The following is a 14,492-nucleotide window of genomic DNA, read 5'->3' on the forward strand; positions in this document are numbered from 1 at the left end:
CGACAAACTGCCGCACAGATACAGATCGTTTCCCAATGTACGGAGCAGTGCTACAGCGAGTGGATGATGCGCCCGAGGGTTTCCATCGCCTGTTCGCTGGTGGAGGTCCACGGGTGCCCGTAGTTCAGGCGCAGGCAGTGGCCGAAACGTCGCGTTGCCGAGAAGATCGGCCCCGGCGCAAGGCTGATGCCCTGGGCCAGGGCGAGCTGGAACAGCTTGAGCGCGTCGATGTGCTCGGGCAGTTCGAGCCAGAGGAAGTAGCCGCCGCTGGGCCGGGTGACGCGAGTGGCGGCGGGGAAGTGCCGGGCGACGGCGGCGAGCATCGCGTGCTGCTGGCTTTCCAGCGCATGACGCAGCTTGCGCAGATGCCGGTCGTAGCCACCGTGCTGCAAGTAGTCGGCGATGGCAGCCTGGGCCGGCACCGAGGCGGACAGGCTGGTCATCAGCTTGAGCCGCTCGATCTGCTCGGCGTAACGACCGCCGGCGACCCAGCCGACCCGGTAGCCGGGCGCCAGGCTCTTGGAGAAGGAGCTGCAGTGCATCACCAGTCCTTCGCTGTCGAAGGCCTTTACCGGCTTGGGCGCCTGGGCGGCAAAGTACAGCTCGGCGTAGACGTCATCCTCGATCAGCGGCACCTGGTGTTTGGCCAGCAGGGCGGCGAGGGCGCGCTTCTTGTCCTCGGCCATGCTGGCGCCCAGCGGGTTCTGGAAGTTGCTCATGAACCAGCAGGCCTTGATCGGCAGGCGCGCGAGGCTGTCGGCGAGTACGTCCAGGTCGATGCCTTCACGGGGATGCACGGGGATTTCCACGGCCTTGAGCTTCAGGCGTTCGAGCACCTGCAGGCTGGCATAGAAGGCCGGTGCCTCGATGGCGACCAGGTCGCCGGGGCTGGTAACCACCTGCAGGCACAGGTTCAGCGCTTCCAGCGCGCCGTTGGTGACCACCAGTTCTTCCACCGGCAGCGGCATGCCGCCGACCATGTAGCGCAGGGCGACCTGCCGGCGCAGCGCGTGGCTGCCGGGGGCGAGGTCGGCAACCACCGAGCGTGGGTCCATGTCGCGCACGGCATGGGCCATCGAGCGCGCCAGGCGCGGCAGGGGGAACAGTTCCGGGGCGGGGAAGGCCGAGCCGAAGGGCACGGTGTCCGGGTCCTTGATGGAGCTGAGCACCGAGAACACCAGTTCGCTGACGTCCACTTCGGTGGTCTGTGCGTCATGGCGGGCTATTTCCGGTTCGGCCAGGGCGCGTTGCACATGCTCGCGGACGAAGTAGCCGGAGCGCGCGCGAGCGACAATCAGGCCGCGGTCTTCCAGCAGATAGTAAGCCTGGAACACGGTGGAAGCGCTGACCCCGTAGGTGCGGCTGGCGTGCCGCACCGAGGGGACTTTCTGGCCGGGGGCGAGCACGCCGCTGCGGATCAGCCCGGCGATTTCGTCGGCGAATTTCTCGTAACGCTTCATCTTGTCCTGAGGGGCGGCCTGAGCAGCGGAAGAGTCCGCCCACTCTAGGCGCTGCGGCGCGCCCGCGCCAAGCTCGCGTGCCATGCTCAACGCCTCGGCGAGACGAAGGTACTGGCGGCGTCGATTTCCTCATTGCCGTCGCTGACCTTGAAGTGCAGCGGCACCGAGCCGCCGGCACTGCTCTGCGCCAGGCTTGCCACCGAGACGGCGAAGTCGCGGATCTCGCCGGGTTGCAGCATCAGCTCCGGTACGCCCTGCAGACGGTAGCCGGCACCGTCGGCGAGGCTCAGGTGGTAGTGCTGCGGCTGCTGGGTCTTGTTGATCAGCTTGAGGTTATAGATGTTCTCGATCTCGCCGGCGGCGTTTTCGCGGAACAGGCCGCGGTCGCGGGCCACGTCCAGGTTGATCAGCGGGCGGGCGTCCAGGGCCCAGGCGAAGGCGCCGATCATGGCCACCAGCACCGCCGCATAGCCGATCAGGCGCGGGCGCAGCAAACGGGTCTTGCCGCCCTCCAGGGCACGCTCGGAGGTGTAACGCACCAGCCCTCGGTCGTAGCCCATCTTGTCCATCACCGTGTCGCAGGCATCCACGCAGGCGGCGCATCCGATACAGGCGATCTGCAGGCCGTCACGGATGTCGATGCCGGTGGGGCAGACCTGCACGCACTGCTGGCAATCGATGCAGTCACCCAGGCCGAGGGCCTTGGGATCGGCATCCTTCTTGCGCGCGCCGCGGGATTCGCCGCGTGCCGCGTCGTAGGAAATTATCAGGGTGTCCTTGTCGAACATCACGCTCTGGAAGCGCGAATACGGGCACATGTGGATACACACCTGCTCGCGCAGCCAGCCGGCGTTGGCGTAGGTGGCGGCGGCGAAGAAGGCGACCCAGAAGGTGCTTTCCAGGTCCAGCTTCAGGGTGAACAGGTCCGCCACCAGCGGGCGCACCGGGGTGAAGTAACCGATGAAGGTGATCGCCGTGGCCAGGCTGATCAGCAGCCAGAGCCCGTGCTTGGCGCCTTTGCGCAGGAACTTCTCCGCACTGGCCGGGCCCTTGTCCAGCTTCATGCGCTGGTTGCGATCACCCTCGGTGACCTGCTCGGCCCACATGAAAATCCAGGTCCATACGCTCTGCGGGCAGGTGTAGCCGCACCAGACGCGGCCGGCGAACACCGTTATGAAGAACAGGCCGAAGGCAGCGATGATCAGGATCGCCGAGAGCAGGATGAAGTCCTGCGGCCAGAAGGTTGCGCCGAAGATGTAGAACTTGCGCTCGGGCAGGTCCCAGAGCACTGCCTGGCGGCCATTCCACTGTAGCCAGAGGGTGCCGAAGAACAGCAGGAACAGTAGCGCGCCGCCAAGGCGTCGCAGGTCGCGGAAACGGCCTGTGAACCGTTTGGTGTAGACGGTGGGGGTGACCGCCGATAACGGTTTGGACGGCGGGGTGAACTGTTGCGGTGCGGCGATCTCGACGATCTTCGCGGGGATTCTTTCGCTCATTGTCGTGGCCCATCAGGCAGAAGAGGCGCCGCGACTGTACGAATCGCTCTGTACTCGAAACAGATTCAGGTTATGCACAAAAAACCATATCAGATCGCCTGGCTGGCGCAGATGCGCGTCGCTGCGCGGGTTGCATGGGGGTTGTGCAAGCCGCTGATCGTTGCCGTTGCGGCAACAGGTCGCAGGTGCGCCGGAGCAGGCCCCCGGCAAATCTGATCTGCTTTTTCCCGTGCGATCTGCCGCTGTTGCGCATAACAGGCGGACGCCATAGTTCGGCTCATCCAAGAGCGGTGCGCCCGACGACAGAATCAGGCAGCCGCGCACTGTCCAAAGGTGGCCTGGCGATGTACCGATACGATGATTACGACCACGCGCTGGTGCGCGAACGGGTGGCACAGTTTCGCGACCAGGTGCAGCGGCGCCTGTCCGGCGAGCTGAGCGAGGAAGAGTTCCTGCCGCTGCGCCTGCAGAACGGCCTGTACCTGCAGAAGCATGCCTACATGCTGCGGGTGGCGATTCCCTACGGCACGCTCTCCGCAAAGCAGATGCGCACCCTGGCTTGGATCGCCCGTGAGCATGATCGCGGCTACGGCCACTTCACCACGCGGCAGAACATCCAGTTCAACTGGATGGATCTGGAGCGGGTGCCGGACATCCTCGAACGGCTCGCCGACGTCGAGATGCACGCCATCCAGACCTCCGGCAACTGCGTGCGCAATATCACCACCGAGGCGTTCGCCGGGGTTGCCGCCGACGAGTTCATCGACCCGCGCCCGCTGGCGGAAATCCTCCGCCAGTGGTCCACGGTCAACCCGGAATTCCTGTTCCTGCCGCGCAAGTTCAAGATCGCCCTGTGCGCCGCCGAGGAAGACCGCGCGGCGGTGATGATGCACGATATCGGTCTCTATCTGCGCCGCGCCGAGGACGGCGAGCTGCGCCTGAAGGTGCTGGTGGGCGGCGGCCTGGGGCGCACGCCGCTGCTCGGCCAGGTAATCCGCGATGATCTGCCGTGGCAGCATCTGCTGTCTTATGTCGAGGCCGTCCTGCGCGTGTACAACCGTCACGGCCGCCGCGACAACAAGTACAAGGCGCGCATCAAGATTCTGGTAAAGGCGCTGGGGATCGAGGCATTCGCCCGCGAGGTGGAAGAAGAGTGGCAGCACCTGCGCGATGGCGAGGCGCAACTGACGCTGGATGAGTACCAGCGCGTCGCCGATGCCTTCGAGCCTCCGGCCTACCGCGCCGCAGCAGGCGATGAACTGGTCTACGGCAGCGCGCTGGCCGGCGATGCCGAGTTCGCCCGCTGGGCGTCGCGCAATGTGCGGCCGCACAAGGTGCCTGGCTACGCCAGCGTCGTGTTGTCGACCAAGCCTGGTGTGTCGGCGCCGCCCGGCGATGTCACTGCCGAGCAGATGGAGCGGGTCGCCGACTGGTCCGAGCGCTTCGGTCTTGGCGAGATCCGCGTCGCCCACGAACAGAACCTGGTGTTGCCGGACGTACGCAAGAGCGATCTGCACGCGCTCTGGCGTGAAGCCTGCGAGAGCGGCCTGGGCACGCCGAACCAGGGCCTTCTCACCGACATCATCGCCTGCCCCGGCGGCGACTACTGCGCCCTGGCCAATGCCAAGTCGATCCCCATCGCCCAGGGCATCCAGCAGCGCTTCGAAGACCTGGACTACCTGCACGACCTGGGCGACCTGAGCCTGAACATCTCCGGCTGCATGAACGCCTGCGGCCATCATCACATCGGCAACATCGGCATCCTTGGCGTCGATAAGAACGGCAGCGAGTGGTATCAGGTGACCCTCGGCGGCGCCCAGGGAACCCGCAGCGCTCTGGGCAAGGTCATCGGCCCGTCGTTCAGCGCGGCGGAGATTCCCGCCGTGGTCGAGGCCCTGGTGCAGACCTATGTGGAGCTGCGTGGTGCCGGCGAACGCTTCGTCGAAACCGTGGAACGTGTTGGCCTGGAACCGTTCAAGTCGCGGGTCTATCGCCAGGCGGAGGTGCCGGCATGAAGAATCTGATTCGCCTGCAGGACGGCGTGGCGCAACTGGCATCGGACGATGGCTGGGAACTGCTGCGCGAGGCGCCGGAGGAGCTGCCGGCCGGCGAGCTGATCGTGCCGCTGGGGGCCTGGCTGGCAGCGGACGTTGCGCCCGTGCGTGGCGTGTGGCTGGCGCCGGAGGATGATCCCATGCGCCTGGCCGGTCGCCTGGACGAGCTCGCGCTGATTGCCATCGACTTCCCCAGCTTCCGCGACGGCCGTGGTTACAGCCTGGCCTATCTGTTGCGCACCCGGCTTGGGTGGGGCGGCGAGCTGCGGGCGGTTGGCGACGTGCTGCGCGACCAGTTGGCGCACATGCGCCAGTGCGGCTTCGATGCCTTCGCCGTGCGCGAGGACAAGTCCGCGGAAGACGCGCTCAAGGGGCTGGCGGGGCTGAGCGTGCAGTACGGGCGCTCGGCGATCGAGCCGCGTCCGCTGTTCCGTCGACGCTCCTGATCCGGCGCCGACCGCGCCGGGCAAAGGTTGCAGCGGGTCGGCCGCGCTTGACGCTGTGCCGGGGCGCAGGAAAAATGCGGGCTACATCCCCGGCGCTTCATGCGCTGGCGGTAACCCACGGATTTGAGTGACCCCCAGAATATGCGCATGCGCCTGATGCTGTTGGGTGGCGGTAATGCCCTTGGACAGGCGCTGATCCGCCTTGGTGCCGAGGAGGACATCGGCTTCCTCGCCCCCCGGCCGCCGGAACAGGGCTGGGATGCTTCCAGCCTGACTGTCCTGCTCGACGAAACCCGTCCCGACGCGGTGATCAACCTCGCCTACTATTTCGACTGGTTTCAGGCCGAGAGTGTCAGCGACGTGCGCCTGGCCAGCCAGGAGCGTGCGGTGGAACGCTTGGCGGAGCTGTGCCAGCACCACGACATCCTGCTGATCCAGCCTTCCAGCTACCGCGTCTTCGATGGTGCGCGCGCCACCGCCTACAGCGAGAAGGACGAGCCGCTGCCGCTCGGCCAGCGCGGGCAGGCTCTCTGGCGCATGGAACAGTGGGTCCGCGCCACCTGTCCGCGGCATGTGCTGCTGCGCTTCGGCTGGCTACTCGACGACAGCCGTGACGGCGTGCTCGGGCGCTTCCTCGAGCGGGCGGAGAAGGAGCAGGTGCTGTTCCTCGCCGACGACCGCCGCGGCAACCCGACCCCGGTGGACGACGCCGCGCGGGTGATTCTCTCGGTGCTCAAGCAGCTCGATTGCCAGGCGCCGCTGTGGGGGACCTACCACTACGGCGGCCTTGAGGCCACTACCACGCTTTCGCTGGGCCAGGTGGTGCTCGGCGAGGCCCGGACCTTCCGTGCCCTGGCGGTGCAGGAGCCGAGCCCGCAGGCTCACGCCGCACGCCCGGACGCCGGCGACGAACCGCAGCACGCGGTGCTCGCCTGCAAGAAGATCCTTCACACCTTCGGCATCAAGCCGCGCGCCTGGCGTGCCGGCCTGCCTGCCCTGCTGGACCGGTACTATCGCCATGTCTGATCGCATCATGCCTTCCGCACAACCGATCCTCATCACCGGCGGAGCTGGCTTCATCGGCTCTCACCTGGCTGACGCCCTGCTGGCGTTGGGTTTTGTCGTTCGGGTGCTGGATGACCTGTCGACCGGCAAGCGCGAGAACCTGGCCGACGGAGTCGAGCTGATCGTTGGCGACGTCGCCGACGCGATGCTGCTGCGTCAGGCCGCGAGCGGCTGCCAGGCCGTGGTTCACCTCGCGGCGGTCGCCTCGGTGCAAGCCTCGGTAGACGACCCGGTCAGTACCCATCGCAGCAACTTCATCGGCACCCTGAATGTGTGCGAGGCGATGCGCGTCGAAGGCATTCGCCGCGTGCTGTTCGCTTCCAGCGCGGCGGTCTATGGGCAGAATGGCGAGGGCATGGCAGTTAGCGAAGATACCGTCAAGGCGCCGTTGACACCCTATGCTTCGGACAAGCTGGCCAGCGAGTACTACCTGGATTTCTACCGGCGTGAACACGGCCTGGAGCCGGCAATCTTCCGCTTCTTCAACGTCTACGGGCCGCGCCAGGATCCGTCGTCGCCTTATTCCGGGGTGATCAGCATCTTTGCCCAGCGTGCGGTGGAGCGCCTGCCGATCACCGTATTCGGCGACGGCGAACAAACCCGCGACTTCATCTACATTGGCGACCTGGTCAAGCTGCTGGTGCAGGCGCTGCTGGCCGAGAAAGTGGCGGAGTCGGCCATCAACGTCGGCCTGGATCGCTCCACCAGTCTCAACCAGTTGCTGGCCGAGATCGGGCGGCTCACTGGTGGCATGCCGCCGATCAGCCATGCCGCGCCGCGTGCCGGGGACATCCGCCATTCGCGCGCCGACAACAGCCGTCTGCTTGCGCATTACTCGCTGGAAGAACCTACGCCGCTGGCAGTAGGGCTGGCGCGTCTGCTCGGGCGCTGATCACCACCAGGGTTTCTCGATAGCCATTGTGAAGATGCCGCCAAGTGCCGTCAGCGCAAGCACGCTGAGCACGGCCTTGCGCGGCTTCGAAACGCTGCGCAGGGCGAACGCGGCGAGCACGATGTAGAGCACCAGCAGCCCGATCTTCACCTTCAGCCAGACCGGGAGCGGCCAGGGCATCACCAGGTGCACCAGGCCGAGCGCGCTGAGCAGCAGCAGGGTGTCGATCAGGTGCGGAAGGCCCCGCAGCCAGCCTTGTGGGCGGACGCTCCACCAACTCAGTCCCAGGCGCAGCAGAAACAGCAGGGTGCTCAGAATGGCGAGGCTGACGTGAAGGGCCTTGAGTTCGAGATACATACGTTTTCCCTGAAAAAGAAAAAGGCGCCCGAGGGCGCCTTCTTCACGTTCGGTCCGTTAGAAACGGTAACCGAAACCGACCATGTAAACCCAGGGATCTACGTCGACGTTTACCTTGGTCTTGGTCACGCCCAGTGCGGACGGGCCGTTGACGCTGGCCTTGGTGTCGATGTCCATGTACCAGACCGCGGCGTTGACGAAGGCGTGCTCGTTGAGCATGTAATCCATGCCCAGCTCGGCAGCCAGACCCCAGGAATCCTGCAGCTTCAGGTTGCTGAAGCCCTGGTCCTTGCGGTTGCTGGCGAGGTCTTCGTCGAAGAAGGTGGTGTAGTTAATGCCCAGACCGCCGTAGGGTTGGAAGGCGGAGCTGGTACCGCCCATTGGGTAGTACTGCAGGAGCACGGTTGGCGGCAGTTGCTTGATGTCGGCCAGCTTGCCGTCCAGGCCGGAGAGGCCGGTAGCCTTGTTCAGGCCCTTGACGTCAACCTGGTGTTTGAACGGAGTGGCGGCGACCAGCTCGACACCGATCTTGTCGGTGAGCAGGTAGCTGAAGGTCAGGCCCAGTTGGGTGTCGCTGTCGACGGTGGCCTTGGTGCCGCTGACCTTGGTGCCATCGAGTTTCACGTTGCCGCTGCTGTCATCCGGGGCAACGGTGGCGATACCGCCGCGGACGATGAAATCGCCAGCCTTGTGGCCGCGGATATCGGCGGCCTGGGCCACGATCGGGGTGGCGACTGCCAGAGCGAGAAGCGAGGTGGTGAGCCAGGACTTACGCATGATGAGCTCCATATCTCTTTGGTATAAGTGTTGGTGCTCAGAATAGTAGAGAGCGCTAAAAGTGCTCTGTTGACCTGGCTCAATAAACGCCAAAAGCTTTACTGGTTGGAAAGGTGCGACAAAGTGCCGCAGAGTTTCACTCTCCGGTGTATTCGTAGGGTTCGATGCTGCTCACCTGCATCTGGTAGCCGGCTTCGGCGAGGTCGCTTTCCACCGCTTTCACGCTCAACTTGCCGACGATCCAGAACGGCTGGTACAGCTCGTCTACCTTTACACCCTTGCCGCCTCGAACATAGACGATCTGGTTGGACGGCGGCGGTGGCACATGGATACACGCGCCGTAGTACGGCACCAGCAGGAAGTCGCGTACCGTCTGGCCATCCTCTGCCACCTCCAGCGGCACTATGTAGCCCGGCATCTTTACTTCCTGCCCGTCCAGCGCCTGTACCACCGGGGCGTGTGGCGTCTGTTGCTTCACCGCCGGGCCGCTCTCGGCGTTCAACGCATCGGAGAGAGCGGATATGTCGTGCAGTGGCGTCGGCGGAGGTGGCGGCGGTGCGCCTTCGGGGATCAACTCCGGCCAGGTGAGTTCGCGCGGCGCGCCTGCCCAGGTGGTGAAGCTGGCCAGCAACAGCAGCAGGAAAGACAGGCGGCGCATCGGTGTACCTCAGAGTCGGATCGACAGCCCGTCGGCAAGCGACTGGCGATAGGCGCGCCAGGCCGGCACACAGCCGATCACCAGCGCGGCCAGCAGTATGCCGCCCAGCAGGGACCATTCATAGCCGCTGGGCAGCGCCAGTGGCAGGAACAATCCGTAGCTGGCCTGCAGGTAGCCCTGGCTGGCGGCGATACCGACGTAGAGCAGCGTGGTGCCCAGGACCACCCCGGCCAACGCCAGGGCGAACGCTTCGGCGATCAGCAGGCTGAAAATGTGCCAGGGCCGCGCGCCGACCGAGCGCAGTATGGCCATTTCCCTGCGCCGCTCGTTGAGGCTGGTGAGGATGGCGGTGAGCATGCCGATCAGGCCGGTGAGCACGACGAACAGGGAAACCACGAACAGCGCTTTCTCAGCCGTTCCCATCAGCCCCCAGAGTTCCTGCAGGGCTACGCCGGGCAGGATCGCCAGCAGCGGCTCGCCGTCGTATTCGTTGATCTGTCGTTGCAGAGTGAAGGTGGCGACCTTGCTTTTCAGGCCCAGCAGGAAGGCGGTGATGGCCTTGGGTTGCAGGTCCATGCTGCGCGCCTGGTCTTCGCTGATGCGCGCCGCGCCGCGGGCCGGCACGCCGTTCTTCCAGTCGACATGCAGCGCCTCCATGCCTTGCAGGGAGATGTGCAGCGTGCGGTCCACCGGCGTGCCGGTGCGCTTGAGGATGCCGACCACGGTGAATGGTTTGTCGTCGTGCTGGACCAGCGAGATGGTGCTGACGCCGTGGGCCAGCACGATCCTGTCGCCAAGCTTGTAATGCAGCGCTTCCGCCACTTCGGCACCGAGCACCACATCGAACAGGTCCTCGCCGAATGGCTTGCCCTGGGCCAGTTCCAGGCTTTGCCCGCGGCCAAAGCGGTAGTGCTCGAAGTAACCGGTATCGGTACCCATTACGCGGTAGCCGCGATGCGAGTCGCCCAGGGAAATCGGGATCGCCCACTTCACCAGCGGGCTGTGGGAGACGGTCTGGTAGCTCTCCCAGCGGATGTTGTTGGTCGCGTTGCCGATGCGGAACACCGAATACAGCAGCAGGTTCACCGAACCGGAGCGAGCACCGACGATCAGGTCGGTGCCGGAAATGGTGCTGGCGAAGCTGGCCTTGGCTTCGGTTCGCACACGCTCCACTGCCAGCAGCAGGCAGGCGGAGAGTGCGATGGCGAAGATGGTCAGCAGGGCGGTGAAACGGCGATTGGAGAGGCTGGCAAGCGCCAGGCGCAACAGGTACATGTTCAGATTCCCCGTGGGCTGGCGGCGCGATTGAGGTCGGCGAGCGACAGGCTGCGGTCGAACAGCGTCGCCAGGCTCTGGTCGTGGCTGACGAACAGCAGGCTGGCGCCGGCCTCGCGGCATTCGGCGAACAGCAACTGGAGGAATGCCTCGCGGGTATCGGCGTCCAGCGCGGAGGTCGGTTCGTCGGCGATGACCAGCTCCGGCTGGCCGATCAGTGCGCGCGCGGCGGCGACTCGCTGTTGCTGGCCAATGGAGAGGCTGTCTGCGCGGCGTTCGATCAGGCTCCGATCCCCCAGGCCGAGATGGCCCAGCAACGTGTCGGCGGCCTGGGCGACGCTGCCGTGGCGGCCTTTCGCGCGTTCGGCGCGGCTGCGTGAGAAGTGGCAGGGCAACTCGACGTTCTCGCGTACTGACAGAAACGGCAGCAGGTTGAATTGCTGGAAGATATAGCCGGTGTGATCGACGCGGAAGTGGTCGCGGCGGGCCGCCTTCATTTGCGCAATGTCTTCGCCGAGCAGGCGGACGCTGCCGCGCTGCGGGCGCTGGACGCCGCCGAGCAGGCCGAGCAGGGTGGTCTTGCCGCTGCCGGAAGGGCCCTTGAGGAACAGGCTTTCGCCGCGCTCCAGGCGGAAGCTGGGTATGTCCAGCAACTCGTCCTGGCCGGGCCAGGCGAAGCCGAGGTTGTCGAGTTCGATCAGTGCGGTCATGGCGGATGGGTATCGGGAAAGGCCCGAGCCTACCCGCGCTGGCACCGCGCGAACAGGGCCGGGCGGGCGATCAGAAGGTCAGGACAGTGTTTGACGGGGTGAGCTCGATGCCTTGCTGGCCGCGTGGGCCGATCATCTGTACCTGGACTTTCTGAGTGGCCGGGAAGCGCTTGAACAGCGGCGCGAAGTCGAGGCTGGCGAGGGCCTTGGGTGTGCTGCAGGTGAACTGATAGTGGGCGTGGATGTCGGCGTGGTGGGGGCCGTCGTGGTCGCCATCGTCGTCGTGCTTGGCGCCGGTATCGCCGAACAGCGGGCTCTCCAGCTCGGCCGAGGTCAGGTTGCAGTTGGCTGCGGCGGGGATATCGAACAATTGCAGCGGCTTCTTCAGCAGCGCCTGGGTGCTGGCGACGGTAGCCTTGTCGGCGGCGCTGGTGGCGGCGTGCTCGAAGCCGACGAGGTTCATAGCCGGGCTGTCCAGTTCCAGCTCCAGGGTGGTGCCGTCCAGCGCGACGTTGACCTGGGCGACGCCATGCTCGTGCTTGCCGAGGCTGCCGTGGTCGTGGTCGTCATGGGCGGTGGCGGCGAAGGGCAGAAGAGTGAGGGCGAGCAGCAAGGGGCGCATGGTGAACTCCACCGTTTGAATGATTTTGTTACGTTATAACAAACGAAATGGAAACGCCAGAGCCCCGAAGTTGGCGCATAACGAACGGCATGGGAGCATGCGCGAAATGCCGCGAGGAGAGGTGCGATGGTAAGAATTCGAGGGACCATCGGTGAGATGCCGGTGGACCTGACCGTGGAGCTGGACGATGCCGACTGGGCGCGCCTGGCGCAGAACCTGCCGGCGGCAGCCGTGCAGCCGCCCGCTGCGGCGCCGCTTCCTGCGGCGAACGACCCGGCGGATCGGTTGTGGCGGGCCGCCCAGGACCTCCTGCGGCGCAGTGGCAGTAGCGAAGGGCCGCAATTGCTGGACGAACTGGCAGCGCTGGCCGGCGGTTCGGGAGCGGCCAAAGGGCTGCTGGTGCGCTTGCGGCACAGCCCGAAGGTGAAGATTGAAGTGCGCGACGGCGTGCAGGTATTCAGCTGGCTGGGAGAGTAGCGAAGACAGGCGCGGCACCGCACTTGTGAAAAAGGGCGCCTCGCGGCGCCCTGGTCGATCAGTACAGTACGTTCGCCAGCTTGCGCCGGTAGGCGATCACCAGCGGGTGGTCGTTGCCCAGCAGGTCGAAGACTTGTACCAGCGTCTTGCGCGGCAGGTCCTCGCCATAGCTGCGGTTGCGCACGAAGAGTTTGAGCAGGGCATCCATCGCCGCCTCGTACTGCTGGCGGGCCAGTTGCTGGATGGCCAACTGGTAGGTCGCTTCGTCGTCGTTGGCGTCGGCGGCCAGGCGGGTCTTCAGCGTGGCGGCGTCCGGAAGGTCGGCAGCCTGGCGCAGGAAAGTCAGTTGCGCCTTGGCGGCGGCCAGCGCCTGCTTGTGCTCGTCGCTCTTCACCGCGCCCAGCACGGTTTCGGCTTCACCCAGTTCGCCACGCTCGGCCAGGCAGCGCGCGTAGAGAATCAGCGCGGCGGCATCGCTGTTGTCTTCGCTCAGCAGGGCTTTGAGCAGCGCCTCGGATTCGGCGAAACGCCCTTCGTTGAAGGCAGTCTGCGCCAGTTCCAGCGGGTTGTCGGTGGCCGGCGCGGGCGGCGGGACGTGCTGTTCGAGCATCTGGCGGATCGCCGATTCTGGCTGCGCGCCGGCGAAGCCGTCGACCGGCTGGCCATCCTTGAACAGCACCACGGTGGGCAGGCTGCGGATGCCGAAGCGCATCACGATGTCCTGCTCGATGTCGCAGTTGACCTTGGCCAGCAGCAGCTCGCCCTGGTAGGACTCGGTGATCTGCGCCAGCAGCGGCATCAGTGCCTTGCACGGCGCGCACCAGTCGGCCCAGAAGTCCACCAGGACCGGCTTGTGGAAGGAGTTCTCGATGACGACCTGGTCGAAGTTGGCGATCGTGGCGTCGAAGATGTAGGGCGTATCGCTCATGGGGGATCTCGGGCGAGTGGGGGCGATGAGAGTGGTTGCCACTATAAGTGGGGGCGCCCATCGGCGGAAACAACCTCCCGGCTGGCGCTCGATATGGTCCGTGCGCGAACTCGGGATGGCTGGTAGCCCTGCTGTCGGCGCGGCGGTCGACGTGGAGCGTCCGTGGAAAGCTCAGTTGCGTCGTGCGTGATACAGGCTCACGTGCCTGAACTCGGCGGGCTCGGCCAGGTCCGGCCAGGTACAGCCGTCGAGGATCGCCAGACGCTGGTAGAGCGGATGGCTGAAGTCGCGGACCCGTGAGTCGGCCACCAGCGCCTCGCGGCCACGGCCGAGGAACTCGTCCAGCAGCGGCAGGTTGGCGCGGTCGTAGAGCACGTCGGCGACGATGACCAGGTCGAAGCGATCCTCTTCCTTGAAGAAGTCGTCGGAGTAGCTGAGCGTCACACCGTTGAGTTCGGCGTTGGCGCGGCAGGCATCCAGCGCCAGCGGGTCCAGGTCGCAGGCCACCACCTCGGCTGCGCCTGCCTTGGTCGCGGCGATGGCCGCGATGCCCGAGCCTGCGCCGAAATCCAGTACGCGCTTGCCGCGAACCCACTCGGGGTTCTCCGCCAGCCAGTGCGCCAGCACCAGCCCACTGGCCCAGCAGAAGCACCAGTAAGGCGGATCTTCGAGGATGCGGCGGGTTTCGTCGGGGCTGAATTCGCGGTCCATGTTCTGCGCGTCGATCAGCCACAGGTCGATGTCGGTGCCCGGCAGGCGCTCGGCGCAGAGGTGCGCATCGCCCAGCAGTTCGCTGAGCGCCCGTTGCAGTTGAGCGGGCGGCGTCACGGCGCGCGCTCCAGGCGCAGCTCGCCGAGGGCGCGGGTTTCCGGCTGGGTGATACGCACTGGCCGCAGTCGCCAGGCCAGTTGGCCGGATTGCGAGACGCGGCCATGCAGCTCGACGCGGGCGTTGCCGGGGAAGGACTGCGGATTGAACATCAGGCGGAACGGCAGCGGCTGACCGGTGGCCAACAATTTTTCGCTGGAAAGCAGTTGCTGCGGACGATCGCGTTCATCGATCACCAGCAGCGCCAGCTCCACTTCGCTACCGACGGGCAGGGCGCCCTGGCTGCTGTTGAGCAGGCCGGTCAGTTCACGCATGTTGGCCGGCAGCACCGGCTCGACCACAGTGGCGCTGACCGGGGCTGTTTGCGGAACGGAGGAGGGCTTGTCGCTGGAGCAGCCAGCGAGCAGGGCGACGAGGGCAATACAGGCAAGACGGGTGGACATGGGC

General features: G+C 65.8%; 16 protein-coding genes. 5 read left to right on the forward strand and 11 right to left on the reverse strand.

What is annotated here, in order from left to right:
• Positions 1-50: 50 nt before the first annotated feature.
• Together mapR and ccoG are read right to left on the reverse strand one after the other, a co-directional pair.
• On the reverse strand, positions 51-1,460 hold the full coding sequence (gene mapR, locus OU419_RS03600) for a GntR family transcriptional regulator MpaR (RefSeq protein WP_254471423.1): 1,410 nt from the start codon (positions 1,458-1,460) through the stop codon (positions 51-53).
• An 86-nt stretch (positions 1,461-1,546) separates the two neighbouring features.
• On the reverse strand, positions 1,547-2,956 hold the full coding sequence (gene ccoG / locus OU419_RS03605; RefSeq protein WP_254471349.1) for a cytochrome c oxidase accessory protein CcoG: 1,410 nt from the start codon (positions 2,954-2,956) through the stop codon (positions 1,547-1,549).
• Between the two features lie 344 nt (positions 2,957-3,300).
• Between ccoG and OU419_RS03610 the strand changes: the two genes are divergently transcribed.
• From OU419_RS03610 to OU419_RS03625, 4 genes are all read left to right on the forward strand, one after another.
• On the forward strand, positions 3,301-4,971 hold the full coding sequence (locus tag OU419_RS03610; RefSeq protein WP_254471348.1) for a nitrite/sulfite reductase: 1,671 nt from the start codon (positions 3,301-3,303) through the stop codon (positions 4,969-4,971).
• On the forward strand, positions 4,968-5,456 hold the full coding sequence (locus OU419_RS03615; RefSeq protein ID WP_254471347.1) for a DUF934 domain-containing protein: 489 nt from the start codon (positions 4,968-4,970) through the stop codon (positions 5,454-5,456). Before OU419_RS03610 ends, OU419_RS03615 begins: the two co-directional genes overlap by 4 nt.
• 141 nt (positions 5,457-5,597) lie before the next feature.
• Complete coding sequence (locus OU419_RS03620; RefSeq protein WP_254471422.1) at positions 5,598-6,482, forward strand: sugar nucleotide-binding protein; 885 nt, start codon at positions 5,598-5,600, stop codon at positions 6,480-6,482.
• Between the two features lie 7 nt (positions 6,483-6,489).
• The gene (locus OU419_RS03625) at positions 6,490-7,413 is read left to right on the forward strand and encodes an NAD-dependent epimerase/dehydratase family protein (RefSeq protein WP_254471421.1); all 924 of its coding nucleotides are present in this window, start codon (positions 6,490-6,492) and stop codon (positions 7,411-7,413) included.
• Here OU419_RS03625 and OU419_RS03630 read toward each other — a convergent pair whose 3' ends face one another.
• The 6 genes from OU419_RS03630 to OU419_RS03655 form a co-directional block, all read right to left on the reverse strand.
• On the reverse strand, positions 7,414-7,770 hold the full coding sequence (locus OU419_RS03630) for a SirB2 family protein (protein WP_254471346.1): 357 nt from the start codon (positions 7,768-7,770) through the stop codon (positions 7,414-7,416). It lies immediately after the preceding gene.
• 57 nt (positions 7,771-7,827) lie between these two features.
• Positions 7,828-8,547 carry an OmpW family outer membrane protein gene (locus OU419_RS03635; RefSeq protein WP_254471345.1) on the reverse strand — a complete coding sequence of 240 codons (720 nt, stop codon included), beginning with the start codon at positions 8,545-8,547 and terminating at the stop codon, positions 7,828-7,830.
• A 136-nt stretch (positions 8,548-8,683) separates the two neighbouring features.
• Positions 8,684-9,205, reverse strand: a complete 522-nt coding sequence (locus OU419_RS03640; RefSeq protein ID WP_254471344.1) for a DUF3299 domain-containing protein — start codon at positions 9,203-9,205, stop codon at positions 8,684-8,686.
• 9 nt (positions 9,206-9,214) lie between these two features.
• Positions 9,215-10,480, reverse strand: a complete 1,266-nt coding sequence (locus tag OU419_RS03645) for an ABC transporter permease (protein ID WP_254471343.1) — start codon at positions 10,478-10,480, stop codon at positions 9,215-9,217.
• A 2-nt stretch (positions 10,481-10,482) separates the two neighbouring features.
• Entirely contained in the window at positions 10,483-11,190 is a 708-nt protein-coding gene (locus OU419_RS03650; RefSeq protein WP_254471342.1) for an ABC transporter ATP-binding protein, read from the reverse strand.
• A gap of 70 nt (positions 11,191-11,260) precedes the next feature.
• Positions 11,261-11,812: a DUF2796 domain-containing protein gene (locus OU419_RS03655; protein WP_254471341.1), complete on the reverse strand. Its 552-nt coding sequence runs from the start codon at positions 11,810-11,812 to the stop codon at positions 11,261-11,263.
• Positions 11,813-11,938: 126 nt separating this feature from the next.
• On the opposite strand from OU419_RS03655, the gene OU419_RS03660 reads away from it, so the two are divergent.
• Entirely contained in the window at positions 11,939-12,289 is a 351-nt protein-coding gene (locus OU419_RS03660; protein ID WP_254471340.1) for a hypothetical protein, read from the forward strand.
• Between the two features lie 58 nt (positions 12,290-12,347).
• On the opposite strand, the gene trxA is transcribed toward OU419_RS03660, so the two are convergent.
• The 3 genes from trxA to OU419_RS03675 all read right to left on the reverse strand — a co-directional run bounded on the left by trxA (position 12,348) and on the right by OU419_RS03675 (position 14,488).
• Positions 12,348-13,217: a thioredoxin gene (trxA, locus tag OU419_RS03665; RefSeq protein WP_254471339.1), complete on the reverse strand. Its 870-nt coding sequence runs from the start codon at positions 13,215-13,217 to the stop codon at positions 12,348-12,350.
• Positions 13,218-13,388: 171 nt separating this feature from the next.
• Positions 13,389-14,045, reverse strand: coding sequence for a class I SAM-dependent methyltransferase (locus tag OU419_RS03670; RefSeq protein ID WP_254471338.1), 657 nt, complete (start codon positions 14,043-14,045; stop codon positions 13,389-13,391).
• Entirely contained in the window at positions 14,042-14,488 is a 447-nt protein-coding gene (locus OU419_RS03675) for a YbaY family lipoprotein (RefSeq protein ID WP_254471337.1), read from the reverse strand. Before OU419_RS03675 ends, OU419_RS03670 begins: the two co-directional genes overlap by 4 nt.
• Positions 14,489-14,492 lie beyond the last annotated feature (4 nt).

Origin of the sequence: Pseudomonas triclosanedens (assembly GCF_026686735.1) — a bacterium.
GTDB lineage: Bacteria > Pseudomonadota > Gammaproteobacteria > Pseudomonadales > Pseudomonadaceae > Pseudomonas > Pseudomonas triclosanedens.

What these genes read in the sequence shown, in the direction of transcription:
- OU419_RS03625 (WP_254471421.1), top strand. Translation starts at nt 6,490, where the DNA reads ATGCCTTCCGCACAACCGATCCTCATCACCGGCGGAGCTGGCTTCATC.
- ccoG (WP_254471349.1), bottom strand. Translation starts at nt 2,956, where the DNA reads ATGAGCGAAAGAATCCCCGCGAAGATCGTCGAGATCGCCGCACCGCAA.
- OU419_RS03650 (WP_254471342.1), bottom strand. Translation starts at nt 11,190, where the DNA reads ATGACCGCACTGATCGAACTCGACAACCTCGGCTTCGCCTGGCCCGGC.
- OU419_RS03645 (WP_254471343.1), bottom strand. Translation starts at nt 10,480, where the DNA reads ATGTACCTGTTGCGCCTGGCGCTTGCCAGCCTCTCCAATCGCCGTTTC.
- OU419_RS03660 (WP_254471340.1), top strand. Translation starts at nt 11,939, where the DNA reads ATGGTAAGAATTCGAGGGACCATCGGTGAGATGCCGGTGGACCTGACC.
- trxA (WP_254471339.1), bottom strand. Translation starts at nt 13,217, where the DNA reads ATGAGCGATACGCCCTACATCTTCGACGCCACGATCGCCAACTTCGAC.
- OU419_RS03620 (WP_254471422.1), top strand. Translation starts at nt 5,598, where the DNA reads ATGCGCATGCGCCTGATGCTGTTGGGTGGCGGTAATGCCCTTGGACAG.
- OU419_RS03675 (WP_254471337.1), bottom strand. Translation starts at nt 14,488, where the DNA reads ATGTCCACCCGTCTTGCCTGTATTGCCCTCGTCGCCCTGCTCGCTGGC.
- OU419_RS03610 (WP_254471348.1), top strand. Translation starts at nt 3,301, where the DNA reads ATGTACCGATACGATGATTACGACCACGCGCTGGTGCGCGAACGGGTG.
- OU419_RS03655 (WP_254471341.1), bottom strand. Translation starts at nt 11,812, where the DNA reads ATGCGCCCCTTGCTGCTCGCCCTCACTCTTCTGCCCTTCGCCGCCACC.
- OU419_RS03630 (WP_254471346.1), bottom strand. Translation starts at nt 7,770, where the DNA reads ATGTATCTCGAACTCAAGGCCCTTCACGTCAGCCTCGCCATTCTGAGC.
- mapR (WP_254471423.1), bottom strand. Translation starts at nt 1,460, where the DNA reads ATGAAGCGTTACGAGAAATTCGCCGACGAAATCGCCGGGCTGATCCGC.
- OU419_RS03635 (WP_254471345.1), bottom strand. Translation starts at nt 8,547, where the DNA reads ATGCGTAAGTCCTGGCTCACCACCTCGCTTCTCGCTCTGGCAGTCGCC.
- OU419_RS03640 (WP_254471344.1), bottom strand. Translation starts at nt 9,205, where the DNA reads ATGCGCCGCCTGTCTTTCCTGCTGCTGTTGCTGGCCAGCTTCACCACC.
- OU419_RS03615 (WP_254471347.1), top strand. Translation starts at nt 4,968, where the DNA reads ATGAAGAATCTGATTCGCCTGCAGGACGGCGTGGCGCAACTGGCATCG.